The 26,149-nt window shown below is 36.9% G+C and carries 21 protein-coding genes and 1 pseudogene; 3 read left to right on the forward strand and 19 right to left on the reverse strand.

Going from position 1 to position 26,149, the window contains the following annotated elements:
- Positions 1 to 147: 147 nt before the first annotated feature.
- From ABD909_RS04530 to gshB, 16 genes and pseudogenes are all read right to left on the reverse strand, one after another.
- Entirely contained in the window at positions 148 to 1,575 is a 1,428-nt protein-coding gene (locus tag ABD909_RS04530; RefSeq protein WP_345096775.1) for an outer membrane protein, read from the reverse strand.
- A 158-nt stretch (positions 1,576 to 1,733) separates the two neighbouring features.
- A pseudogene (locus ABD909_RS04535) lies at positions 1,734 to 2,568 on the reverse strand (outer membrane protein).
- A gap of 336 nt (positions 2,569 to 2,904) precedes the next feature.
- Complete coding sequence (locus ABD909_RS04540; RefSeq protein WP_345096776.1) at positions 2,905 to 3,705, reverse strand: outer membrane protein; 801 nt, start codon at positions 3,703 to 3,705, stop codon at positions 2,905 to 2,907.
- A gap of 339 nt (positions 3,706 to 4,044) precedes the next feature.
- Entirely contained in the window at positions 4,045 to 4,881 is an 837-nt protein-coding gene (locus ABD909_RS04545; protein ID WP_345096777.1) for an outer membrane protein, read from the reverse strand.
- A gap of 263 nt (positions 4,882 to 5,144) precedes the next feature.
- Positions 5,145 to 5,468, reverse strand: coding sequence for a hypothetical protein (locus ABD909_RS04550; protein WP_345096778.1), 324 nt, complete (start codon positions 5,466 to 5,468; stop codon positions 5,145 to 5,147).
- 809 nt (positions 5,469 to 6,277) lie between these two features.
- Positions 6,278 to 6,901, reverse strand: coding sequence for a ribonuclease D (locus tag ABD909_RS04555; RefSeq protein ID WP_345096779.1), 624 nt, complete (start codon positions 6,899 to 6,901; stop codon positions 6,278 to 6,280).
- A complete protein-coding gene (locus tag ABD909_RS04560) occupies positions 6,898 to 8,289 on the reverse strand; it encodes a dipeptidase (protein WP_345096780.1) in 1,392 nt (463 codons plus the stop codon). The genes ABD909_RS04555 and ABD909_RS04560 overlap by 4 nt, the downstream gene beginning before the upstream one ends.
- A 75-nt stretch (positions 8,290 to 8,364) precedes the next feature.
- Positions 8,365 to 9,240 (reverse strand): bifunctional DNA-formamidopyrimidine glycosylase/DNA-(apurinic or apyrimidinic site) lyase, encoded by an 876-nt coding sequence (gene mutM, locus ABD909_RS04565; protein ID WP_345096781.1) that lies wholly within the window; start codon positions 9,238 to 9,240, stop codon positions 8,365 to 8,367.
- Positions 9,241 to 9,295: 55 nt separating this feature from the next.
- Positions 9,296 to 10,543 carry an aminopeptidase gene (locus ABD909_RS04570; protein ID WP_345096782.1) on the reverse strand — a complete coding sequence of 416 codons (1,248 nt, stop codon included), beginning with the start codon at positions 10,541 to 10,543 and terminating at the stop codon, positions 9,296 to 9,298.
- A 30-nt stretch (positions 10,544 to 10,573) separates the two neighbouring features.
- Positions 10,574 to 11,425: a cell wall hydrolase gene (locus ABD909_RS04575; protein ID WP_345096783.1), complete on the reverse strand. Its 852-nt coding sequence runs from the start codon at positions 11,423 to 11,425 to the stop codon at positions 10,574 to 10,576.
- A gap of 581 nt (positions 11,426 to 12,006) precedes the next feature.
- On the reverse strand, positions 12,007 to 12,729 hold the full coding sequence (gene phoU / locus ABD909_RS04580) for a phosphate signaling complex protein PhoU (RefSeq protein WP_345096784.1): 723 nt from the start codon (positions 12,727 to 12,729) through the stop codon (positions 12,007 to 12,009).
- A gap of 21 nt (positions 12,730 to 12,750) precedes the next feature.
- Positions 12,751 to 13,509: a phosphate ABC transporter ATP-binding protein PstB gene (pstB, locus tag ABD909_RS04585; protein ID WP_345096785.1), complete on the reverse strand. Its 759-nt coding sequence runs from the start codon at positions 13,507 to 13,509 to the stop codon at positions 12,751 to 12,753.
- A gap of 75 nt (positions 13,510 to 13,584) precedes the next feature.
- Positions 13,585 to 14,877, reverse strand: coding sequence for a phosphate ABC transporter permease PstA (gene pstA / locus ABD909_RS04590; protein ID WP_345096786.1), 1,293 nt, complete (start codon positions 14,875 to 14,877; stop codon positions 13,585 to 13,587).
- The gene (pstC, locus tag ABD909_RS04595) at positions 14,874 to 16,334 is read right to left on the reverse strand and encodes a phosphate ABC transporter permease subunit PstC (protein WP_345096787.1); all 1,461 of its coding nucleotides are present in this window, start codon (positions 16,332 to 16,334) and stop codon (positions 14,874 to 14,876) included. The genes pstA and pstC overlap by 4 nt, the downstream gene beginning before the upstream one ends.
- A 62-nt stretch (positions 16,335 to 16,396) precedes the next feature.
- Positions 16,397 to 17,443: a substrate-binding domain-containing protein gene (locus ABD909_RS04600; RefSeq protein WP_345096788.1), complete on the reverse strand. Its 1,047-nt coding sequence runs from the start codon at positions 17,441 to 17,443 to the stop codon at positions 16,397 to 16,399.
- A 143-nt stretch (positions 17,444 to 17,586) separates the two neighbouring features.
- Positions 17,587 to 18,525 (reverse strand): glutathione synthase, encoded by a 939-nt coding sequence (gene gshB / locus ABD909_RS04605; RefSeq protein ID WP_345096789.1) that lies wholly within the window; start codon positions 18,523 to 18,525, stop codon positions 17,587 to 17,589.
- An 87-nt stretch (positions 18,526 to 18,612) separates the two neighbouring features.
- On the opposite strand from gshB, the gene ABD909_RS04610 reads away from it, so the two are divergent.
- Positions 18,613 to 19,389 carry a molybdopterin-synthase adenylyltransferase MoeB gene (locus ABD909_RS04610; RefSeq protein ID WP_345096790.1) on the forward strand — a complete coding sequence of 259 codons (777 nt, stop codon included), beginning with the start codon at positions 18,613 to 18,615 and terminating at the stop codon, positions 19,387 to 19,389.
- Between the two features lie 899 nt (positions 19,390 to 20,288).
- Here ABD909_RS04610 and ABD909_RS04615 read toward each other — a convergent pair.
- From ABD909_RS04615 to ABD909_RS04625, 3 genes are all read right to left on the reverse strand, one after another.
- Positions 20,289 to 21,524, reverse strand: a complete 1,236-nt coding sequence (locus ABD909_RS04615; protein WP_345096791.1) for an MFS transporter — start codon at positions 21,522 to 21,524, stop codon at positions 20,289 to 20,291.
- Positions 21,524 to 22,585 (reverse strand): HesA/MoeB/ThiF family protein, encoded by a 1,062-nt coding sequence (locus ABD909_RS04620; protein ID WP_345096792.1) that lies wholly within the window; start codon positions 22,583 to 22,585, stop codon positions 21,524 to 21,526. The genes ABD909_RS04615 and ABD909_RS04620 overlap by 1 nt, the downstream gene beginning before the upstream one ends.
- Before the next feature lie 974 nt (positions 22,586 to 23,559).
- Positions 23,560 to 24,120 carry a c-type cytochrome gene (locus ABD909_RS04625; protein ID WP_345096793.1) on the reverse strand — a complete coding sequence of 187 codons (561 nt, stop codon included), beginning with the start codon at positions 24,118 to 24,120 and terminating at the stop codon, positions 23,560 to 23,562.
- 107 nt (positions 24,121 to 24,227) lie between these two features.
- Here ABD909_RS04625 and ABD909_RS04630 point away from each other — a divergent pair, with 107 nt between their 5' ends.
- Together ABD909_RS04630 and ABD909_RS04635 are read left to right on the forward strand one after the other, a co-directional pair.
- Positions 24,228 to 24,959: a 3-deoxy-manno-octulosonate cytidylyltransferase gene (locus tag ABD909_RS04630; protein WP_345096794.1), complete on the forward strand. Its 732-nt coding sequence runs from the start codon at positions 24,228 to 24,230 to the stop codon at positions 24,957 to 24,959.
- Entirely contained in the window at positions 24,956 to 25,816 is an 861-nt protein-coding gene (locus ABD909_RS04635) for a prephenate dehydratase (RefSeq protein ID WP_345096796.1), read from the forward strand. The genes ABD909_RS04630 and ABD909_RS04635 overlap by 4 nt, the downstream gene beginning before the upstream one ends.
- Positions 25,817 to 26,149: the final 333 nt, after the last annotated feature.

The raw sequence follows: 26,149 nt of genomic DNA on the forward strand, positions 1-26,149 counted from the left end.
GTATAAAGCAGCGATCAAGAAGATGTATCATCATATGCTATGGGCTTTATCATGAAACTATCAAGAAAGAAAAGCCAAAAATGATCTTTTCAAAAAATAAAGGCCCCATTCTTGGTGGAGCCTCATAAAATTTATTCTTAAAACAAATTAAAATTTGTAAGCTACACCAACACGGAAATCATTGGTTTTATATTTAATCTCAAGTCTTTCTTCTACAAATTTCTTTTTACCAAAATCGGAATAACGATATTCTGCACGCAAAATAACATTGTCAAGCATTGCAAAATCAACGCCACCACCAAGAGTATAACCAACCATCGTCTTTGTTTCATCGGATAAGTTCTTAGAAACAATAACTCCCCCATCTTCTCTCTTAACTGATATTGACACAGTATCGTGGAATTGTCCATAAGCAATACCGCCAGCAACATAAGGCATAAAGCGATCAGCGGCAAAACCAATACGTATCCGTGTGGCTCCCACCCAATTTTGTTTAAAAATATGACTTAAAGTTTCAACTGCACCCTCGTTCTCAAGACCAAGTGCAGAAGCCAACATTCCCATTTCTTCTATACCATATACATTAGAACCGTTCTCAGCTGCCTCTTGTGTACCTCGTGTACGATGCCCAACCGCTCTCTGCGCATCACGAGAGTTAACACCATGAGAATGAGAGCCATGTGGACTATTACCCATAGCATGCGGATAAGAAGCCGTACCATGTGGATGCCCACTAGAGCCGCGCTGTACTCCACGAGATGTAGCACCCTGCGAATGAACACCACGTGCAGCACTACCCTGTGCACTGCTACCGGATGCACCACTACCACTAGCACCTCTTGCTCCACTAGTTGGATGCGCTCCCGATGCAACTGCTGATTCTTGTGTCAATGATCTAGCCAGTGTTAATGGCGCCTTCGCTGCTGATGACGCCGGTGTTGATGCTGGCGCTTTTGCTGATACTGCTGGATCTGCTGCTCCTGACCTCCTTGAGGCTACTCCCGGAACCCCTCCTGACGTTGCTCCCATTGATTGCACTGGTTTTGCTGGAGCTGGAGCTGCTGTCGTAGGTGTCGTAGGCGAAGTTTCTATCCCTGAACCTGTTAGGCTTAAAGTACTTGTCGCCGCATTCCCCGATGCTGATCGCACTGATCTGCGAGATCTTGCAACTAAAGCGTCCACTGTAGTATCATCAGGTGCACCTATGATAATGTTTTTTGTGTGTTTTTTTCCAGACCAAGTAAAATCTGTATCGATACCTAAAACAAAATTATCACCAAGATCAATATTAGAGCCTGCATACAAACCACCTTCAAAACCTGAAAGCTTAGGTGATAAATCTTTACTCAGCGGTACGCTTTGCTGTTCACCAACAATACTCATATCGGTTTTACTTGAAAAACCACTTGTTTGACCACCTATGTAGAAACCTGTCCATGTGAAAGTAGGTACTACAAAATTGGACGGAGCAGATGATGTAAGAGGTTGATGAGACATCACCACATCAGCTGCCTGCACTGTAGAAGCTGAAATCAAAGCAAAAATAGATACCGTTATTAAACATTTTGTATTCATAAAATATCTCCAAATATCCAAAACGGGTTGTTTATAGTGTATCTCTTTGTAAAGATCTGTAGTAAAAATATCACATTCACAAAAAAATAAAGACTCCATCAAAGAAGAAGCCTTTTAACAATTTAATTTTGATCTAGAGAGATTTTTCTTTAGAGCAATTAGAATTTGTAAGCTATACCAACACGAAGATCATTGGTTTTATAGCTAACTTCGTTTCCATCTCTATTAAACTTCTTTTTACTATAAACAGAGTAACGGTATTCCGCACGCAACAGAACATTATCAGTCACTGCAAAATCAATACCGCCACCAAGGATAAAACCAAAAAACATTTTTGTTTTATCAAATGTATTACCAGATATTGTTTTACCTAGATTATTATTTATCGTTTTTTTGTTCCTGAAAACCAATCGGTCTCCTGCATCTGTGCATAAGCAACACCACCAGTAATATAAGGCATAATGCGATCAATAACCGCAAAACCAATACGCACCCGCGTAGCACCGGACCATTTTTCTTTTAAAGTAGCACCATACTTTCCCGTGTCACCTGCTACAAATTCTTCCGTTTCCTTTAATTGAATACCGGAATCTTTAAGATCTTCATTAAATTCTAAAGCATCAGCAGCATCAAGAATCTTTGAAACAAAGCTTTTTTATCTCCTCGATTAGCCCAAATGGCATTGGTTTCAATCCCTAGAATAAAACCATGACTAAGATTTATATTGAAACCAATATAAATGCCCCCTACAAAACCTGAAAGCTGAGGTGTTCCATTTTTTTTTGAAAAGCCTCTCTTTTGTGTCCGGATCTGTTCCCTTAACCTTACTTGAAAAAACACCAATCTGACCATCTATGTAGAAACCTGTCCAAGAAAAGTAGGAGCAGCAATAGCTGGTGCTCCTTCGTGAGGAACGATCACATCAGCAGCATGTGCCACAGAAGCTGACATCAAGGCGATAACAGAAGTGATGATTAAAGATTTTATATTCATATTTTGCTCCTAATTCATTTATAGGATAATGTTAAACACTTACACTAAGAAAATCTGTAGTAGAAATGACACAATGATAAAAAGAGAAAAATTGTTAAAGACAGAGCTTGTTAATCACTCTATCTAGTATGAGAACTGATAAATTAAATTGATATCAAGATTAAATTACTCTTATTATTTATGATTTTTACCAAAATGAATGTTTCACAACATCTTGAAATATTAAAATAATATTCAGATATGTGACAATATAACAATAGAAAAACAGCAAAAGCCCCGTTTTTGGCGGGGCTTTTTAATAATTAGTCTTGTAATAATAATTTCGTTTTTACAAAATTAGAATTTGTACGCTACACCAACACGGAAATCATTGGTATTGAAATTATATTCTTTTTCTTTTGCAAAAAACTTCTTTTTACCATAATCAGAGTAACGGTATTCTGCACGCAACAGAACATTATCAGTCACCGCAAAATCAATACCGCCACCAATCGTGAAACCAACCATCGTTGCTGTTTCATCAGATGAAGTTGAACTAAAAGATTTATCACCTATCTTTGCTTGTCCATAAGCGGCTTCTAGCTGTGTATAAGCAACCCCCCCAGCAACATAAGGCATAATACGGTCAGCAGCAGCAAAACCAACACGTACTCGCGTAGCACCTGCCCATTTCTGTTTAAAACCAACAGCTTCTGCTACAGAAGTAACATCTTGGTTATCTGAATTTCTAGCACTTACTTTCTTTCCATCAGCTTTAGTTTCAGTTCCAGGTTTGTTAGTTTCAGTTCCAGCAGCTACTTGTATATCCTTTTTGCCAGACCAGATCATATCTGTTTCAACACCTAAGATAATACCATTGCCAAGATCAAAGTTAGATCCTGCATAAAAACCACCAATCAAACCTGAAAGTTTCGGTGATAAGTTTTTAAAAACTGAAGTGTCTTTATCTTTATCTTTTAGGTCAATTTTACTTGAAAAACCACCAATTTGACCTCCAACATAGAAACCTGTCCAAGAAAAGTTAGAGGCACTGATAACAGGCGCAGCTTCATGAGGAACGACAATATCAGCAGCCTGTACCCCAGAAGCTGAAATCAAAGCGATAACAGAAGTTGTTATTAAAGATTTTATATTCATAAATTTTGCTCCTAATTCATTTATAGGACAATGCTAAACACTTACACAAAGAAAATCTGTAGTAAAAATAACACAGCTATACAAAATAAAGGTCCCGTTGAGAGATAGAACCCCTTAATACCTCCATTTTATAGGAAATATTGTCAGCTATATATGATGTAAGACATTGATATGATGACTAAATTATCATCTGTCGTTTATGAATTTCTTTTTACTAAAATTATTATACAGGACCATTCCACATACATAATAATATGTGGAATGTGACAATATAACCACAGTAAAATCACTAAAGAATCATCAAAAATGGAATCCTTTAGGATTTAGTTTATCAATAGGTTAAAATTTGTAAGCGACTCCAACACGAAAATCATTGGTTTTGTAAGAAGTTTCATACTTATCGTTTGAGAATTTCTTTTTACCAAAATCCGAGTAACGATATTCCGCACGAACGATAACATGATTGGTCATTGCAAAATCAACACCAGCGCCAAGGGTGTAACCAACAAATGTCTTTGTTTCATCAGATAGGTTACCAGAAGCTATAACTTTACCCGTATCTTTTTGTGTTATTGATATCGATGCTATATCTTGAAGCTGTGTATAGGCAATACCACCAGCAACATAAGGCATGATGCGTTCAGCAGCAAAACCAATCCGTACACGCGTAGCGCCAGCCCACTTCTCTTTAAAAGTGAAACTATGGGATCGTGTATACTTATTAGCTTCAAGTCCATTATCACCAATACCGATACCAGCGTCTTTTAGCATCTTACTCACATAATTCACATGATTTTGAGCAATCTCGTCTGCTGGAGTTGTTTTCGTATCATTTTTATCCGTCCAAATGATATCTGTATCAACACCCAAAATAAGACCATTGCCAAGATCAATATTAGAACCTGCATAAAGTCCCCCCATGAAACCGGATAGTTTAGGTAAATAATCATTATTCACCGGAACATTTTTTCCGTTCGTGAGGATATCCATCTTTGTTTTACTCGAAAAACCGCCAATCTGTCCCCCAATGTAAAAACCAGTCCAAGAAAAAGTTGGATTAATAACAACCGGTGCAACAGGTGAAGGACTAGGGGGAACAATAACATCTGCTGCATGCGCTGCTGAAGCTGAAACAAAAGCGAAAGCAGAAGCTGTTATTAACCATTTCATATTCATAATTTCTCTCCATAGCTGAATATTTGAACACTTGGTTTCATATAGAGCCCCAATTTTAGATATCTGTAGTAAAAATGATACACTCATAAAAAAACAAAAAATTCGCTCCTCTTAAAAAAGCTCCCTTGATGCTACATACAATGATTTGTTCTGTTAAAAATCAGCATTATCATGACAAATATAATAAAAACTGCTTTAACACTACTTCACCTAGCCCCTTCTAAAGCTAGTCAAATATATCTCTTAAGATATTATCTCTTCACTTATTTATAACTCATCGGATCTCTATTAAATAGATTTGGCCGTGGTCTTGGGTGTTTAGGCCTATAACCTCTTCTTTTACCTAAATATGATACAGGTACCAATTCAACAGCTGCTTTTTGTTGGCTATCAGCAACACAAGAAAATTCCGTTTGCAAAACTTCAGATAAAGTATCGCTAAACTGTTTCTTAGAAAAAAAACTCTCAGAAGAAACAGTGGAAGATATTCCCTGTCCCAATTTTTGGGCACTCAAAAAACTTGCTCCCTGTGCTACAGAGATTGAAAAAAAAGTAGCAAAAGCTGTAATAATATATTTCAAATTCATAGATCTTTCTCCTTTTATAATATCCATAATGAGTTTTATGGTAGTGCTTTCATTGCAAATTTCCATAGAAAGATGATCTTTTTACTTATAAAAGGAGAATTTTTAGTACTTTGATTTTTAAATAAATGAGAATTACCAAGCTATACTGACATAAAAATCACTTAATTTTGTAATAAATGAACACAATACAGCGTTAGATGTAAAATCAACGACACAATTTATTCATTCATTTCTCTAGCAAAGACTATTCTTATCCTCTAATGGTCAATGCATTGTAGTGTTAGAATACTGGTATTCTTCTTCTATTTGCCAACACAAAATGTTGTAATAACTTTTACATGAAATGGTTCATAAGAGGTATATTTTATTCTTTTCCTCAATAGTTGTTACACATACCAATTCCGCGCTTATGACGTATAAGTAAATGATTTTGAAATAAAAAAATCTTAGGTTATTCGGTATTGTTATTCAATATAAAAATGCTAAATTATTACAAATTAGTATGTTGAAATGTAATAATATACACATTCTTTAATTAACCTATCGCCCTCGCATTACCAAAGACTTCCTGTAAAATTGTTCGTTTTTTCAAACACACTGGCTGTTATAAACACAAAAAAACACATTTTTATAAAATATTCCTAATTATGCGATCTTGAAAGGCAATAGCATTCATTAAACTTAAGAGTTATGTTAAAAACACGTCTCATCAAAATAGACGAAAGAGCATAATACCCATAACATATGGGTATTATGTTTTATTGCATCAAACAATTCTTCTTAATCTGATTTTTAAAAAGAATTTAAAGTCAGCTATGATGCGCAAAAATATCAACCTCTCCCCATCCCAAAAGATCAAGTTTTGCCCTCATGGGCAAAAATTGAAAACATGCCTTTGCAACATGTTCACGCTCTTCACGTTTTAAGCGTTTTTCAAATATATCTTTTAAACGATGCAAATATAAAACATCCGATGCCGCATATTCAACTTGCGCACGCGATAAAGTCTCAGCAGCCCAATCGGAAGATTGCTGTTGTTTAGAAATATTCACATTCAGCAATTCACCACAAATTTCCTTTAATCCATGACGATCCGTATAGGTACGCGTGAGTCTTGAGGCAATTTTCGTACAAAAAACCACATCTGGCATAATGCCAAATGTATGCGCTAAAATAGCAAGATCAAAACGTCCAAAATGAAATATTTTAGTGATTGCCTTATCTTCAAGCAGCTTAACCAAATTAGGAGCATTCTTTTGTCCTTTAGCAATCTGTATAATGTCAGCAGTACCATCTCCAGAAGAAAGCTGAACAACACATAAACGATCACGATATGGTTGTAGCCCTAAAGTTTCAGTATCAATCGCAACGGCATCAGTTTTATAATTATCTAAATTTGGTAAATCACCTTGATGAACGCGGATTTCTGTCATCTATCCTCCTTTTTTGCTAAGGCTGCAAGAATACGGGCCCAAGACCGTTGTCCTTTATGAAATGATTTTAAATTATATTTTTCATTAGGCGAATGAATGCAATCATCAGCTAATGCAAAACCAACCAAAACAGTTTCCATATTAAGAATTGACTGAAAATCTGCAACAATTGGAATCGAGCCCCCCATGGCGGTCAATACAGTAGGAACTCCCCACTCTTGTGATAAAGCATCCTTCGCCGTCTTAATAAAAGATGAATCATGGGAAAGCTGAAGTGCTGGAGAAGAACCATGGTCCTTAAATTCAACCGTACAGTCAACGGGAATTGAGCTACGTACATAATCACGCAATGCTTGGCGTATTTTCTCTGGATCTTGCTTATGTACGAGACGGCACGATACTTTTGCACTTGCTTGAGACGCAATAACCGTTTTCATCCCTTCCCCTTCGTAACCTCCACTAATACCATTAATTTCCATGGTAGGACGTGCCCATACAAGCTCTAAAATACTTCGCCCTTTTTCGCCAGCTGAAACGGAAAGACCTATAGGACCAAGCAAATGTTCAGCAGTACAATTAAGCGCATTCCATGATTGTAAAATATGTGGAGGTGTTTCTTCTACTCCATCATAAAAACCAGGAAGCGTCACTTTATTATTTTCGTCGTGAAGCCCTGCCAAAACTTTAGCTAAAATACGAATGGGATTGGCTGCTACCCCCCCAAAACAACCAGAATGCAAATCACGATTCGCTGCAGTAATAATAATCTCTTCTGCCATAATGCCTCGAAGAGAAAGAGCAATAGATGGTGTGTCAGCATCCCACATAGATGTATCACAAACCAGTGCACAATCTGCCTTAAGCTCCTCCTTATTTGCTTTCAAAAAAGGAACAAGAGAAGGAGAAGCACATTCTTCCTCACCTTCACATAAAATAGTAACTTTAACAGGAAGCTGCCCTGTTTCTTTCTTAAATGCACGACACGCTTCAATAAAAGTCATCAACTGACCTTTGTCATCTGAAGCACCACGAGCACAAATAACTTTTTCTCCATCTCTCTCTTTTAAAGAAGGCGTAAATGGATTATCTTCCCATAAACTCAATGGATCAACAGGTTGAACATCATAATGTCCGTAAAACAAAACATGTAAACAATCATCCGAAGGACCGGGGTGATGACCAACAACCATTGGATGACCAGGTGTATCGCGCCGTGAAGCCTCAAATCCAATAGTTTTTAAATCCTCTACTAACCAATCAGCTGCTTGGCGACATGCAACCTTATAAGCCGAGTCTGTAGAAATCGATTGAAAACGTAAAAGAGAAAAAAGACGTTCAAGGCTTTTTTCTATATTCTCATCAAGATGTGTTAATACTTTATTCAGCATAAAAAAGCCACCCAATCTTTATATAATTATAAACGTGACTTTAAGCCTCTCATAAGATTTTGCAAGAGAACTTATTCATTTTTGGCACTGTGAACAGTAAAAACTTGAACGTCCCGACTGTAAAATACGTACAATAGGCGTTCCACATTGCAAGCATTCCTTGCCTTCTCGTCCATAAACTGAAAAAGCATGTTGAAAATAACCAAGAGAACCGTCTACATGCATATAATCACGTAAAGAAGACCCGCCAGATAAAATAGCTTCAGAAATTACATCGCGTATATTCTGCGCTAAAGAATCTGAAAATTTACGTGCATGCATAGTTTCCGATGCCAATGTAAATGCACTGCGTTGTGGAGACAAACGACTACGCCAAAGAGCTTCGCAAACATAAATATTTCCAAGCCCCGCAACAATAGACTGATCAAGCAAAACACCCTTAAGAGATATTTTTTTATTAGTGAAAGCCTTTTGTAAATAACGACCAGAAAATGCATTACTCATGGGCTCGATCCCTAGCTTTTTTAAAAGCGGATGCTTATGAAACTTGCTGGTATCTACTAAAAGCATAAACCCAAAACGACGCACATCATTATAAATAAGATGATAAACTTTGCCATCCTTTGCCTGAATATTCATAATAACGTGATCATGTTTTACAAATTTCCCTGTAGCAGAAGATGCTTTTCTTAAAAAAGCATCTTCTACACGCCATGATCCGGACATTCCTAAATGACTTAAAACCGTTTCATCTTGTGAAAGATGAAACAATAAATATTTTGCGCGCCGACCAAGCTCTACAATTGTGTGCCCCGTAAGTCGCTCAGAAAATGCCTCGGGAAAAGGAAAACGCAAATCTCTACGATTAAGCGTGAGAGATAATATCTTTGCTCCCGTTACAACAGGCTCTAGTCCACGACGAACTGTTTCTACTTCAGGAAGTTCAGGCATCTATTTTCTTAAATTACTATACGCTATCCAACAACTACTCTTGAAAAAATAAAATTTAAGCCCACTCACCTTTACGAAACACAGGAACTCTCATACCATCTTGCGTAATGCCATCTATATCAATTTCACCAGACCCAATCATCCAGTCAATATGAATAACACTTTTATTACCACCCCGTGCTGCAATTTCCTCTGCCGTTAATGAGGCTCCATCCAAAAAACATTTGGAATAACACTGCCCTAAAGCAATATGACATGCAGCATTTTCATCAAATAATGTGTTATAAAAAAGTAAACCACTTTCAGAAATCGGTGAAGAATGTGGGACAAGTGCAACTTCACCCAAACGACTTGCACCCTCATCACTTTGCAAAACCTGTTGTAAAACTTCCTGCCCTGTTGAAGCACGTGCATCAACAATACGCCCAGCTTCAAACCGCATCTCAATATTATCAATGAGTGCTCCTTGATAGGAAAGAGGCTTTGTAGAACGAACAAACCCTTCAACTTTATGAGCATGAGGCGTGGTAAATACTTCTTCTGTTGGAATATTAGGATTGCAGACAACACCATTTTTTGCAACTGATGCACCACCATGCCATTCATGATCATCCGCTAACCCAACTCTTAAATCAGTACCTGGTCCTGTAAAATGTAAAGCTGAAAAACGCTGCTCATTAAGCCAAGATGACCGTTGTTTCAAAGTTGCGTTATGAATAGCCCACGCATCTATTGGGTCCTCTTCTGTAACACGGGAAGCAGAAAAAATTGCATCAGCTAATTTTTTAATTGCTTCATGAAGTGGTAAAGCAGAAAACATTGCTTCAGCCCACCCTGTTGTTGGATAAGAAACAATCGACCAATTCATAGCAAAATTTGATATTTGCTTAAGAGCTGGCTGGTAAGCTATTGAAGTAGCTTTATTTAAACGTGAAACTTTATCAAAATCTTGATGAGAAAGGAGCAAAGGATTATCACCAACAATCGCTAAACGCGCAGCTCCATTTTCAAAAGCCTTCGCCATTCCCTCATACAACCAAGCAGGTGCACAATCAAAACTAGCAGTATGAGCATTCTCAAAACGTGTAAGCGATAACATATCATCACTAAAAAGTGGTGTAATCACACCAGCACCAACCTTATAAGCATGATAGGCAATACGCCGAACAAAAGGTAATGCTGAAACTGGAGAAGTCAGAACAAGATCTTGTCCCTCTTGTAAATTCAACCCGACTTTTACCGTAATTTCTGCAAGACGATTAAGCATTTCAGGCGAAATTGACTCATGAATATCAAAGTACATTACCAATATCCTTTACTTTGGTTGTGAAAATTACCGGCTTCTGTACCGTTTTTCTAATACTGTAACAATTGCACTTAACTGCTCTGATGAAGGCGTAGCATAGGCGATAATCGCTCTGCTTTCCCCTTCTTTCTCTATACGATGAGGTGCTGATGTGGGAATGGGAACTTTATCAAGTTGTACTGTAAAAAAAGACTGAGGGCGCACCATGTCTGCTTGCGCCACCTCTATCGAAGAAGATGTATTTTGTTTTTTCTCTGCTTTTATGCGTGTGCTTGACAAGCCAATATCGATAAAACTTGGCGCATTTCCAGAACGTTCTTGAACAAAAGCATAAGCAACATCATAGGGGCGATCATTCGTGGGAACTTGAAGAGATCCATCACGTGAACGTTTTTCATAAAACGCATTTCCTCCTGCAATACGAACATAGTACATGTTTTTATAAGGGAAAGATAAACCCGCAGTATGAAAAAACTTAGCGTTTTTAAGTTTCTTATCCCGTTCGCCGCGTAAAACAGCATCTGCAGCTTCTTTAACACGATCAACAGATGCAGACTCTGTCATAGGACGCGTTAAAACACCAGGAGCAAACTGCTTATACTGACCAACAACACCGCAAATCGTTTTTGGGTAAGCACTTGAATTAACACGATTCATAACAACAGTGCCAACGGCAATCATTCCTTCACGACTGGAACGATTTGATTCAAAATACATTGCACGCATAAGGCATTGACGTTCGGTCAGTGGATAGATTACTGTTTTTGCCTTCTTCTTCTCATTCACGTTCTCAACACTAAAATGATCCGAAACACATCCCACAATAACAAATGGTGCTAAAAAACAAGTTACAAAAACAGTCCAGAATTTTTTTTTCATTTTATATAATACATCCCCATATCTTTGAAGTACTCAGAACTTGAACGCGTTTTAAATGTATCCTTAAAGAAAGTACACGGTTAATTGTTACAACTTAGTAAAATTTTAATACAAGGAGTAATTAAAAGGCATTTATACTCAATAAAAAATAAAAAAAGCCTTAATTTACAGATAAATACTGTTATTTTTAATGGCTAAATACAGCCAAACAATATCAACTTTTACACTCTAAAAAGCAAAAAATAACACATCTTCAAAAAACCTCCAATAATAATTCTACAGACGAAAAAATTGAAGTATTAAAACTGTTTATATCAATATTGGTGAAACCAACACAAATATCCCCTCATAAACATTTAAACATAATGAAGAGAAAACTTTCCCCTCCGGTTAAAATAGCACAACAATACCACCCAATATCCAAATCTGTCAAATTAAGAATTAAAATCCGTCATATCAGCTTGAAAAGCTGATCTCTCTGCTTCTTTACACGTGCTATAATATTTCTCTTATAACCAACATCAATTATATTTACTTAATCTAAAAGCTAAAAAGAATTTTATAAATTGAAAAGAAAAATGTTAATCTATTTTCTTCTCACCTACCCCAACCTTATAGGTAAGATCATCACGAGGACGCTCAAAAGACATATGATAACCCGTTATGATATAATGTAACATTTCCGCAATGTTGGTAACATGATCACCAATTCGTTCAATATTTTTTAAACAAAAAAGTAAATGTGTACAGACCGTAATATTGCGCATATCCTCCATCATATAGGTTAAAAGCTCACGAAAAAGAGAAGTATAAAGAGCATCAATTTTACCATCACGCTCACGTACGGCATCAACACGCTCCAATAAACGGCTTGTATAAGCACTCAACACTTCCTTTAACTGACTAAGTGCTAAAGCGGTCATTGTTTCAAGCCCATGGTAAAACGCAGCAGATTGATGTGTTTGTGAAAGTGCGACCGTTCGCTTTGCAATGTTTTTGGCCATGTCACCAATCCGCTCAAGATCAGAAGAAATACGAATAGCTCCAATAATTTCACGCAGATCAACAGCCATAGGTTGACGTTTACAAATAATCGTAATGGCCTTCTCATCAATATCACGTTCTGCTTCATCTAAAAACAAATCATCAGCAATAACTTCTGTTGCAAGTTGAAGATCACTACAGACAATCGATGCAACAGAACGTTCAATCATGCCTTGCGCGTGATTACCCATTTCTGTAATCCTTGCTTTCAAATATTTTAATTCTGTATCATAAGAACGAACAATATGGTTCATAGACATATTTTATACTCCTCAATTCACCTATCCAAAACGCCCCGTAATATAATCTTGCGTACGTTGTTCTTTTGGTGAAGTGAAAATCATCTCAGTCGCGCCAACTTCTACCAAATGCCCTAAATGAAACATAGCTGTATATTGAGAAACACGCGCTGCCTGTTGCATGGAGTGTGTCACAATAACAATTGTATAATTTTGTCGTAATGCATCGATAAGCTCTTCAATCCGTGCCGTCGCAATTGGGTCAAGAGCTGAACAGGGCTCATCCATCAAAATAACTTCAGGACTAATGGCGATCGCACGCGCAATACATAAACGTTGTTGCTGCCCTCCTGATAAACTTGTGCCCGCCTCATGAAGACGATCTTTTACTTCCTCAAATAAACCTGCCTGCCTCAAACTCTTTTCAACCACATCATGCAATTCAGCACGTGATTTTACTAAACCATGAATGCGTGGACCATAGGCAACATTCTCAAATATAGATTTTGGAAAAGGATTGGGCTTTTGAAAAACCATCCCTACCCGGGCGCGTAACTCTACAACATCAATCCTCTGATCATAAATATTGTTCCCATCCAAGGTAATAAGACCCGTTATTTTAGCGTCATCAATGATATCATTCATACGATTAAAACAACGTAAAAAAGTCGACTTTCCGCATCCTGAAGGACCTATCAAAGCCGTGACCTGATGTTCAGGAATATCAAGAGTAATACCATGAAGTGCTTCTTTCCCCCCATAAAAAACCCTTACATCCTGACCACGCATTTTAATTTTCATGACAAAAACTCACTTTATTTTAAAACATAAATCTTACAGAAATAAATATTTATCGAAATGACTGTTTTATTGAAATTATTGGCGTCGTTCAAATCGTCGACGTAAAAAAACCGCAGAAATATTCATAATCGCAAGAAAAGTCATTAATACGATAATAGCACCTGATGTCTTTTCAACAAAGGCACGCTCTGCTTCACCAGCCCACATAAAAATTTGAACAGGCAAAGCTGTTGCTGGATCCATGGGAGTGGTAGGAATATTGACAACAAAAGCAACCATTCCAATTAAAAGCAAAGGAGCCGTTTCACCCAAAGCCTGCGCCATACCAATAATTGTACCAGTCAAAATACCAGGAGCCGCTAAAGGAATAACATGGTGAAAAACCATTTGTGTTTTTGATGCCCCTAAACCTAAAGCAGCTGAGCGAATAGAAAGAGGAACAGCCCGCAAAGCAGAACGGGTGGCAATAATAATTGTTGGCAGCGTCATAAGAGCTAGAACAAGTCCACCAACACAAGAGGCGGAACGTGGTAACCCCAAAAAATTAATAAAAACAGAAAGCCCTAATAGACCAAAAACAATCGAAGGAACCGCGGCAAGATTATTGATATTCACCTCTATAAAATCTGTAAATTTATTTTTGCGTGCATATTCTTCTAAATAAACTGCAGTTGCTATTCCTATGGGAAGTGAAAGCAATAGAACTATAGCTATCATGTAAAAAGAACCAATGATTGCAACACCTAATCCCGCAGTCTCAGGTCGACTTGAGCCACCAAATGTAAAAAAACCAAAATTAAATGTTTTATAAAGCGTGCCATCACCGGCTAAGCGTTTCATCCATTCTATTTGGCGATTAGAAACTTTGCGATTTTTTTCTGCTACATGCAAATCAATTTGTCCCTTATAAGCAGAATCAATGTCCGCTGCCATCAAGACTTTGATTTTTTGTATTGTACCAATCAACTGTGGATTTTTTGTCACCATTTCACGCAGTTGAACACGTACACTATTTGAAAACATACGGCTAATATCCCGTAGTACTGCCCGATCATTTTGATCTATACCAAGCTTTTTCACTAAAGCATTGCGTACAAGAAGAGAATAATTGGCCGTTATAAGTATTTGTGGTTTTGTCAAACGCTGACCACTTGGATCAATAATTTTCTCATCCAAATAAATCGATAAGGTCATTTCACTTTGAAAAAACGCCGTATAACCTTGACTAATAATAGACCACAAAAGCGCAAATAAAAAAAACAAACCAATAAAAATAGCAATGATACCATAAGCGCGGAAACGACGTTCAGCCCAATATCGACGTTTGAGTCCAATATTGCGACGGAGAAAAAGAAAATCTTCATTCATTCATATTGTTCCCGGTATTTACGCACGATATAAAGAGCAAAAATATTCATCAAAAGAGTCATAATAAAGAGTGTCATCCCTAAAGCAAAAGCAACAAGAGTTTGGGGAGAATTAAATTCAAGATCACCGGTCAATTGATTCACAATCTTAACTGTCATCGTGGTCATCGCTTCAAATGGACTAAGCGTTAAGTTCGCTGCAACACCTGCTGCCAAAACTACAATCATCGTTTCTCCAATTGCACGTGAGGCTGTCAATAAAATTGCTCCCATAATCCCTGGAAGCGCTGCTGGTATAACCACTTTTTTAATCGTTTCCGATTGCGTTGCTCCTAAACCATAAGAACCTTCGCGTAAAATGCGTGGAACAGCTGTAATAACGTCATCCGACAAAGAGGAAACAAAAGGTATCAACATAATTCCCATCACAACTCCAGCGGTTAAAACACTCTGAGCCATAATAAAACCAGCATCACCAGAAAGAGAAACAGAAAGATCACGTAAAAATGGCCCAACAACCTTCAAAGCAAAAAAACCATAAACAATGGTTGGAATACCAGCAAGAACTTCCAATAATGGTTTTATTATTGAGCGCAATCGAGACGAAGCATATTCCGCCATATAAAGAGCAGAAAATAATCCTATTGGCACAGCAAAAACCATTGCGACAAATGCAATGTAAAGTGTGCCAGCAAGCAGTGGAATTAAACCAAATTGTCCCACACCATCCCCCGAACTTCCCGCTGAAAAACGCGGATCCCAAACTGTTCCAAAAAAGAAATTTGAAAAGGATACAGACTGAAAAAAACTCACCGTCTGAAAGAACATGGAAAGTGCAATGGCTATTGTTGTCAAAACTGCAATAATAGATGCACAAGCCAACCCAATAACAATCAAACATTCAACCTTATTGCGCGCGCGATGATGTGGAGCAATTTGCATCATTCCACAAATTAAGCCAAAGGATGCAATAACAAAAAGAAAAATATGACCAATAAGTTGAAGCTTTTTAGAAGAAGATATCCACGATTGTGCTATCCTTAACATATCATCTGATGCTTCATAAGGTAAAATCAATCCTTTTGCGAATAACTGTGCCCGCACTTCTTCATACGAAGCGCTAGCAAGTTCCTCCTCAAAGCGATGCAGCGTTTTAACCAAACTTCGAAGTGTTCCCCAAAGTAGGTCATGATTCATAAGCTCTGTTATCTGTGCACTATATGCCTCAACTTCTCGAGAAGCATAATACTCTAAATAAATTGCACTTCCACCATCCCAAAAAATTAAAAAAACAAGAGGTGGAATAACCGTCATTAAAAATGTCCACCACCCATAATAACACGCACGAGAATGCATCTTATATTGTGCATATTCAAGAGTGCGGGCACGTATATAAGAAAAACAAAAGCCAACAAATCCAAGAATCAATAATAGAAAAATAATGAAGGAAATGTGCATATTTTCTTTCAATGTTTATAAAAAAGCAGTAAAGAAATATCTATACTGACAAATCTAGAAAATTATTTCAACGTCATAACACGACCAGTAGAAAAAGCGGAACGCTGCGCTTGGCGCTCTTTTTCAGAAGCAATAATCAAACCATATTCAGCCAAAGGGCTATCTGGACTCATCATTTGTTCAGAAAGAAAAAAATCAACATATTCTCGTAACCCCGGAGTAATTCCTAAATGCACTTTTTTAATATAGAAAAATAGTGGACGAGAAACTGGATATTGACCATTAGAGATTGTTTCAACAGTTGGTGCAACACCATTAACATTCGCAACCTTTAGCTTATCGGCATTATTTTGATAAAAAGATAAACCAAAAACACCAACTCCTGTTTTATTAGAAGTAAGACGCGCAAATGTTTCAGAATAATCACCATCAATATCAATGGCTTTACCATCCTTACGCACAGCAATGCACGCTGCATGTATTGCCTTATCATCCATCCCTAAAGATTTCATCGCATCCACTGCTCCACTCTCCTTACAGCCTGCAGCTAACAATTTCTCTTCAAAAACTTCACGCGTTCCATGCTTCTCTCCAGGAATATAAGCTGCTATCGTCCAATCAGGAAGAGCACTGTTGACTTCACTCCATTTCGAAACATTATTAGTCTGCAATTTTCCGTCTCTCATAATCTGAGCAGCAAGCGCCCTATAAACATCTACTGGTTGCAATTTCCAATCAGGACCATTTATATCTGTTGCAAAAACAATACCATCATACCCTATGCGAATCTCTTCAACATCTTTTACACCAGCATTAAAACAAGATTGTAGTTCACTAAGCTTCATTGCCCGCGAAGCATTAACGATATCAATGGCGTTCTCCCCAATGCCACGGCAAAATTCTTTGATACCAGCTCCTGTTCCACCGGATTCGATAACCGGCACCTTAAATTGGGGATACATTTCTCCAAATGCTTCCGCAACAATCTTCTGATAAGGCAAAACTGTAGATGAACCAGTCATCTGAATTTGATCACGTGCATTGCTCACATTCATTGAGAACAATACCATGAAAATCAGCCCCACCCCAACTGATAAAAATCTACTCATTTATAAACTCCTTAAAAATATGAATCAAATTCTCTTGCCTTTAATGATAATTTCAATTCTAGTCTATATTTGCAGTATAACATATAAAAAAGTAACATTGTTCATTTAAAAAAAGCATGTTTGAACTCTTTGTCCAAATAAGTTTAATTTGAACGTTTGCACTCAACAACATCCCAGAAAAGATGCGCAACATCTGTACCACCAAAACGTTTAATTTCACGAATTCCAGTAGGAGATGTCACATTGATTTCTGTTATATAATTTCCAATCACATCAATGCCCACAAAAAGAAGTCCGCGTTCCTTTAAAGTCGAACCAATACGTTTACAAATTTCATAATCACGTTTTGTTAACTCAACATTTTCTGCACGACCTCCAACATGCATGTTTGAGCGAACATCCGTTTCTGCGGCAATCCTATTAATTGCCCCTACAGGTGTACCATCAAGCAAAATAATGCGTTTATCCCCTTTTCGTACTGCCTCTAAATAGCGCTGAACAACAAAAGGTTCGCGATAAATTTGTCCAAACATTTCTAAAAGTGCTGCTAAATTACGATCATCCTGTTTCAAATGGAAAACACCAGCCCCCCCATTGCCATAAAGTGGTTTCACAATAATATCACCAAATGTGTCTCTAAAAGCCATAATTTCTTCAATATCTTTGGTAACTAAAGTCTCTGGCATCAAATCAGGAAATTCTGTTACAAAAATTTTTTCTGGACTATTGCGCACCCATGCTGGATTATTCACAATAAGCGTTTGAGAATGAATGCGTTCTAACAAATGTGTTGTGGTAATATAATTGAGATCAAAGGGAGGATCTTGGCGTAAAAGAATCACATCCATATCTATCAATTGTGTACGACAAGGCTTGCCTAATTGATAATGGTTTTCTTCTTCATCACGTACCGTTAATGATTCCAGCCATGCAATCACACAACCATCGCGCATAGATAAACGCTCTGGTGTATAATGAAAAAGAGAGTGACCGCGTTCTTGCGCTGCTAAAGCAAGTGCAAATGTCGTATCACCTTGAATCTGAATGGTTGAAATATGATCCATCTGAATGGCAATTTTCATGAATAAAACCTCCCTATAGTAAAAGCGGACTGGTCTATGCGCCATAAACTCAGTAAATAATAAAAAAACTATGACAAGAGAAAGCTCATGAGACAAGATGCTGATATAAAATTAAGTAGTGAAGAAATCGAACGCTATGCACGTCACATTATTTTACCTGAAATTGGTGGAGCGGGACAACAAAAGCTTAAAGCTGCCCGTGTTCTTGTTGTTGGCGCTGGTGGACTTGGTGCTCCTATCTTAACCTATTTAGCTGCCGCAGGTGTTGGTTTCCTTGGAATTGTTGATGATGATATCGTTTCGCTTTCTAATTTACAACGCCAAGTTATTCATAAAACCAGCACAATTCATCACTGCAAAACGGATAGCGCTAAAGCTTTTATAAAAGCCATAAACCCCCATGTTACAGTTAAAAAACATAACATACGTTTGGATAAAAGTAATGTGGATAGACTCCTCAACGCCTACCACATCATTGTTGATGGATGTGATAATTTTACCACGCGTTATTTGCTTGCTGATCATGCCGCTCAATGCAAAAAACCTTTAATAAGCGGTGCTGTAGAACGTTTTAACGGTTCATTGACCGTGCTCATGCCTTATAAAGACAATAATCCTCATTATCGTGACTTATTTCCCAATCCGCCAGCTCCTGGCATTCTCTCAACATGTGCTGAAACCGGAATCATTGGTGTTGTACCGGGAGTTATCGGAACACTCCAAGCAATGGAAGCTATTAAACTCATCACAAATATTGGCGAACCACTCGTGGGAAAAATCCTTCTCTATAACGGATTATCCGCACAATTTAATGTTATTACTTATAAACGATCAAATTCCATTATAAATACAGAAGCTACTTAAAAATTTGAAGAAAGCGTGATAATGCTTTCCTCTGCCAACTTGTAACATACTCTCGAGATACGCTGAAATCAAAATTATCGGTATGACAGTGCAAATTACATCACAATATTATAAGTAATGAAACATTTAAACTGATCACAAAAAGCGTAAAACTGTTAGTGGAGAAAATTTCTTATAAGGAAGAGCCGGTATAACTTAAGCTTATGATCTATAAGCACGTGGATTTTAATGCAAAGTCTGCAAACATCAAGCTTTATGTGTAGGAATTTAGCGGAGAAGAAAAAAACGACAGCAGAATCATGTTCAAATATTTCTCCCTTGCGTATAATAATCACTTCATGTGAAATTGCTTTAACAACTTCCAAATGATGACTCATAAAAAGATAACCTAAATGATATTTTTATTGTAGACGATACAAAAGATTAATAATTTGTGCCTGTATACTTACATCAAAAGAAAGCGTTGTTTCATCAAACACCATTAAAGTGCAGCTTAAGAATGATTGCACGTGCCAAGAGCAATTCATTGTCTTTGTCCATCAGAAAAATCATGGGAATAACGTAGCGAGAAAAAACTATCAGCCCATGTAAAGTTTCAATATATCAATGATTTTATCTTTTTCATAATCCTTATGACTTCTGATAAAACTCTTTTTTCTACACGCCCAAATAAAAACAAAGTTGCAGTTTTTCAAAAAAATCTTAAAAACTGTGTTTGGTGCAATAAACCAGATTTAGTCGTACAAAGTTCTGTATTATTTCAATGCGCTTAATGCAGTAATTTATAAGATAGAAAAGCTTTCTGAAAGCAGATTTTCCTACTTTATTAGTAAAACAAGCCCTGCTCATTTTCATGATCTATAAAACTTCAAAAGCAATCGTTTTATCAAATATATTTGTTATATAGTTTTTTTCAAAACAGATTTACCAGAGAGCGACATCCACCTGATAGTAACCAAGCCACACATGAAAAAAGTTAAAGTGGGTAGTACAAGATAGTAAGACGGTGAAACTTTTGCAGGCAAAAAAGAAATGATGCTTAATACCGCAATCGAAAATATTCTTCCACTAAAAGATACAGCACCGATAATGCCGGAAATATGCCCTGTTTGTTTTTGAGTAAGCTCTGAAAAAAAGAGACTTTTTGCTCCTATCGGTACAGTGCAAATAAATCCATGAATTAAAGAAAATGCAATAATTGCTATAGCAGTTTGATTGTTATGGACAAAAAAATAAAGAGCAATACACATAAAAGCAGAGAAAAATGAAAAATATTTCATATAATCCTTATATTTTTTATCAAGTACGTGATATTTCGACATGAGTAAATTAGAAAAATATTGAGCTGAGAAAGCTCCTATATGACAGAACATGAGTGCCAACATTTGCGAAGTGTTGAGGTGACCAATCTTTCCTCCAGAGAGTATTATTGGCTGCCAGAAGTGATAAATAACTTGAATGCCAGCGCTAAAAAGGCACATCAGCAAAATAAACCATGCTCCACCTACAGTGTTTTTAAATACCCAAAGCGTTTCCTTAGCATTTTGCAGAATATTTTTTGTTTTTAGCCCTTCACCTATAGATGTTTTTTCTTCAGGAACAATAAGGAATATAAAGAAAATTATTCCCATCATGGTACCTGAGATAATATAGCCCATGAAATATTGCCCAGAATAATAGATCGTTGCAATTCCTATGATACCACTGATAATACTACCGAAAGAGTTTATCTGGTGAGCGAGATGTGCATAATGCGAAAAACGATCTTGTTGATGACCGAGAGAATGATAAATCCATCCATCAATGGCACTGGCAATGAGGCAAATTCCTGCTGCATAGAGGATTTGTGCAATGATAAGCGCTATCATATTAGGAGCGTGAAGACAGAGAAGATAAAACAATTCCGTCATAAAAACTCCAACCATGACTGAATTTTTACGCCGATATCTGTCAGCTAAAACAGCACAAGGAAAATCAAGAAGCAAAACGGTTACTGAAAAGGCGACTTGAAGTAAAGCTAATTGAGATAGAGTAACCCCCATAGACATGAGAAAAATGGCATGATAAACACCAATTAACATCCGTACCGCGTGATAAGATCCGTAGGTTACAGCAAGTATTCGAGACCTGTTCATTATTTTGTTCCACAGACTTTGCAATGAGGATTCTTTTTTAGAGAACGCTCTTCTGTGAAAAGCTTGCTACTCCATATTCCCACACGACGATCCGTGGAAAGAAGATCACCATAATTACCCAAAAATTTAAGAGCATCGTTAGCACACATGGCAGCGGAAAGAGCATTCACGGGAGGAAATGTTGCAACTTTAAAATTATTATTAATAGCAATGCAAGCCTCATAGATTAAACTATTGCTTTTTGGGGGAAGATTTCCTATGGATGAACCACATGCATAGCAGCCAGTTTTTCCCGGTATGTAAAAAGGTCCAAACGCAGCTATATCATTGACATAGCCGGAATTTATATAAGCTTGTTGATTTTTTACACACCATTCATTTACCCAGAGCATCAACTGATCAGGTGTATCCGCAGAAATGACCCATAAATCAGCTTTGGGCAATTTGTTTATATCCGTTTTGTCCATAATTGACATTTGTAACTCTGTCACTTTACTCTCACTGTTTCTCTGTAACAACTCACGCCGAAGAACAGTTGTTTTGGGAAGTCCAACGTCTTGTTCAGTAAAAAGAATTTGTCTGGTAAGGTTACTCATTTCGATCACATCATTGTCGACAAGAATTAATTTTCCCACACCAGAGGACGCGAGTATTGCTGATACATGATTACCAATCCCGCCACACCCTAAAATGACCACTCTTTTTTGAGAAAGGGTATATTGAACGGATTCTGGATTCACACCATAACTTTGATAGTGGAGATGATTTCTTGAATATCGATTCTTGAAGATGTTGTCCGATGTCTCAGCCAAAACAAGAAAGTGGTTAGAAAAAAGAAAGTCAAATGCGTAATTAAAGTCTTCTCTTAACATGATTGACGATAGAGAATTGTAAGCTTCTTCTAGCGTCTTTTTCTCAATCCACTGTGCTGCGAGAAGTACCAAATTTTCCCAGTATTTTCTCTCATTGATAACAAATTGTTTTGAGCCTGCCCCAAAAATGGCATCTTCTTCACGAACAATAACACGGGTGTATTTTCCCAAAACATATTGCTGTTTCATACGCTCTCCCTCCCCCACATTTATTCACAAAAATAAACTCTTCCCTGAAAAATCATCTCAGGGAAGAGTATTCTACAAATTATTTATTAGTTACAAAAGATATGATCCATAATACCCTCTCCCCTTTATTTCTATCGTTTCTGTTACTTGCCAATCATATGACAGCGGGAGGGATATGACAGCGGGAGGGATATGACAGCGGGAGGGATATGTCAAGAATTATTATTTTCAATATATTTTTATACAATATTCATGAAACCTCTTAGAAAATATCTCATACATATGAGAATTCTCTTTTGCATTCAGAAAATAAATGAAGCTTGTTCTTGTTAAGCTTTATTTTCTATAGTGCTTATTTAGCTAACTTTAACAAAATTCAAATGGTGTGCCAGAAAAGTATTTATTCTGTCTCTCTACCTCTTTGATATTGCTTACTATATGGAAATAACATCAATTTGATTTTCAAATGAAACTTTGCCTGATATTTGTATTTTTCAATTTTGATCAGATAATTTTAATTTAATGCTAGCATAGGCATGTTTTGCTTGATTACTAAATTACCAACAAGAGAAAATAAGAAATACAGATGAAACTTTTCTTAACAATGCACAATCTTTAAATGACATTGAATTCAATATATCTTACGCTCTTTACAGAATAAATTTTTAGTAAGACACTCCTACTCTTGAAAATGAAAACTATGCTTATGAAAAAATTAAATCGCTTCTCTAAGCATAACTAACTGCATAAATCTTAAAGCTTTATTGGAATATTTCTTATAATAAAAAACGCCCCTCTCCCAATGATAAACCAACACGCTCGGGATAAATACTTACAGGATTTTGTGTTATGTAGCAGATTCAATTATGCAAAAAGATAATGGATAGATTAAAAAATACATTTAAACCCAAATTACAAATAAAAATCTCAAAACCAATCACATCTTTTTCTAAAAAAAACATCTATGGTATAATTTAGTTTAGTTCGCCTTCTTTATTATCTATTAGCAAAGGAACAGGATGATCAGATAAACTGCGTAAATAAAGTAAAAGATCAGCACGATCTTGATCATTCTTTATCCCACGGAATGACATAATTGTCCCTGGAAATGCTTTACGTGGTGATTGCAGATAGCGATCCAAATTTATAAAATCCCATTTTTGATCAGAATTTGCACGTAACACCCGTGAATAAGCAAAGTCTGGTGCCGCTGCCAAAGGACGGTTCACTATATCCCAAAGTACTGGACCAACACGACCGGATTCATTGCGTCCAGAGGTATGGCATATGGCACATTGGCGAAAGAGTTTACGTCCCTTTTCAAGATTGCCTTGTTGAAGACGATCGTTTAAGGACAAAGAAATATCAGATGCTTTCTGTTTTTCCCTGAATGCATCATTCCTTATAACTGTATGAGAATGTTGAACCGATGGAGAATGATCATAAATTATATCACTGAGTGTAGAAATTCCCACTACACTCATCAACACACATATACAAGAAAAAGCAAAATAGACAACTGTTGAGCGTTTCATAAAAACTTAAACGTTTATTATCTTTTCATTATCACTTTTAATTTAAGCTTTTTCTTTATAACATACAACATGATAAATGCTTTACACACGGCATTTGGAACTTTGCTATGACTCTTGAACCGATTATTCTGATTCCCGCTCGTATGGACTCAACGCGTCTGCCTCAAAAAGCTCTCGCTCAGATTGCTGGAAAGCCAATGATTGTTCATGTTGCTGAACAAGCAAAAAAAACCGTGATAGGACGCGTTCTCGTGGCAACAGATCACCATGAAATCGCCAAAGCCGTTACAACTTATGGGCATGAGTGTATCATAACATGTGGCGATCATAAATCTGGTTCTGATCGGATTTATGAAGCTTTAACGCGTATTGATCCTGAACAACGCTACAATACCATTTTAAATGTACAAGGTGATCTGCCAACAATAACACCTCATGAAATTATCAGTGCTTTACGCCCTTTGGAAAATAACTCTACTGATATTGCAACTTTGGGTGCCAAAATCATTGATGAAAAAGAAAAGAGAGATCCCAATGTCGTCAAAATTATTGGTACACCACTTTCTCAAAATCGTTTTCGTGCCCTTTATTTTACCCGCACAACAGCGCCCTATGGAGATGGTCCTCTTTACCATCATGTTGGAATATATGCCTATCGACGCAAAGCACTTGAACAATTTGTGGCATTCAAACCCTCTTCCCTCGAACAACGTGAAAAACTTGAACAATTACGTGCATTAGAGCATAATATGCGTATCGATGTAGAGATAATCGATACAATTCCCTTAGGAGTAGATACACAACGTGATCTTGAAAGAGTTCGCAAGATTTTAGCATGAAAACACTTAAAAAAACCAATAAAATTTCTTTTCAAGGAGAATATGGCGCCAATTCCCATATTGCTTGTACTCATATGTTTCCCAATATGGAAGCTGTTCCTTCTGTAACTTTTGAAGAGGCACTGAATTTAGTGGAAAGTGGGCAAGCTGATCTTGCTATGATTCCTATTGAAAATACTCTTGCTGGCCGCGTTGCGGATATTCATCATCTTTTACCGCAATCATCCCTTTACATTATTGATGAATATTTTTTACCTATTCATTTTCAACTCATGGTTTTACCCGGCGTTAGGCATGATGAAATTAAAACTGTTCACAGCCACACGCATGCCCTTGCACAATGCCGAAAAATCATCCGAAACAATGGCTGGATTCCTGTGATTTCACCTGATACCGCTGGAGCTGCAAAATTTATTAAAGAAAATGCAAAACGTTCACAAGCAGCTTTAGCTCCTCTGATCGCAGCAGAACTCTATGGCCTTGATATTCTTGAAAAAAATGTTGAAGATAACCCTCATAACATCACACGTTTTGTCATTCTCTCGCGTTCTCAACGGCACGTGCCTATCCCTCAAAATGGCGAAAAAATCATCACAAGCCTTCTTTTTCGCGTGCGTAATGTGCCAGCTGCTCTTTATAAAGCTTTAGGAGGATTTGCTACAAACGGTATCAATATGACAAAGTTAGAAAGCTACCAAATTGGTGGAAATTTTAATGCAACACAATTTTTTGTTGATATCGAAGGGCATCCTGAAGATCCCATGATGAAGCTTGCTCTAGAAGAACTCTCTTTTTTTTCTGCTGAACTTCGCATTATCGGCATTTATCCAGCTCAAAACGATCGAACACCTGTATAAAAAAACCATTAAATTATATCATTTTTATAAATATTGAAGAATATTCTGAAAATTCCATAGTGCAACTTGCCTTGAAAAAAGAGTCCTCTTTTGCTAACAAGCTTCATAGTGAATGCTGAAAAAAATAAATTGATTTAATAAAACAATTTCAATTACCCAGATAATATTCTTCTACGAATTACATATACAAGGACATAAATTCAATACAGACAAAACATATCAGCACCAAAGTGAAATTTCTTTTATCATTCTATTTTTTGATATAAAAAGCTCTTTGAGAAGATATACTACTTATAACAGCTTATTTTAAAGGTATGACTGTCAATCTACAAA

Origin of the sequence: Bartonella acomydis (assembly GCF_039543025.1) — a bacterium.
GTDB classification, from domain to species: domain Bacteria; phylum Pseudomonadota; class Alphaproteobacteria; order Rhizobiales; family Rhizobiaceae; genus Bartonella; species Bartonella acomydis.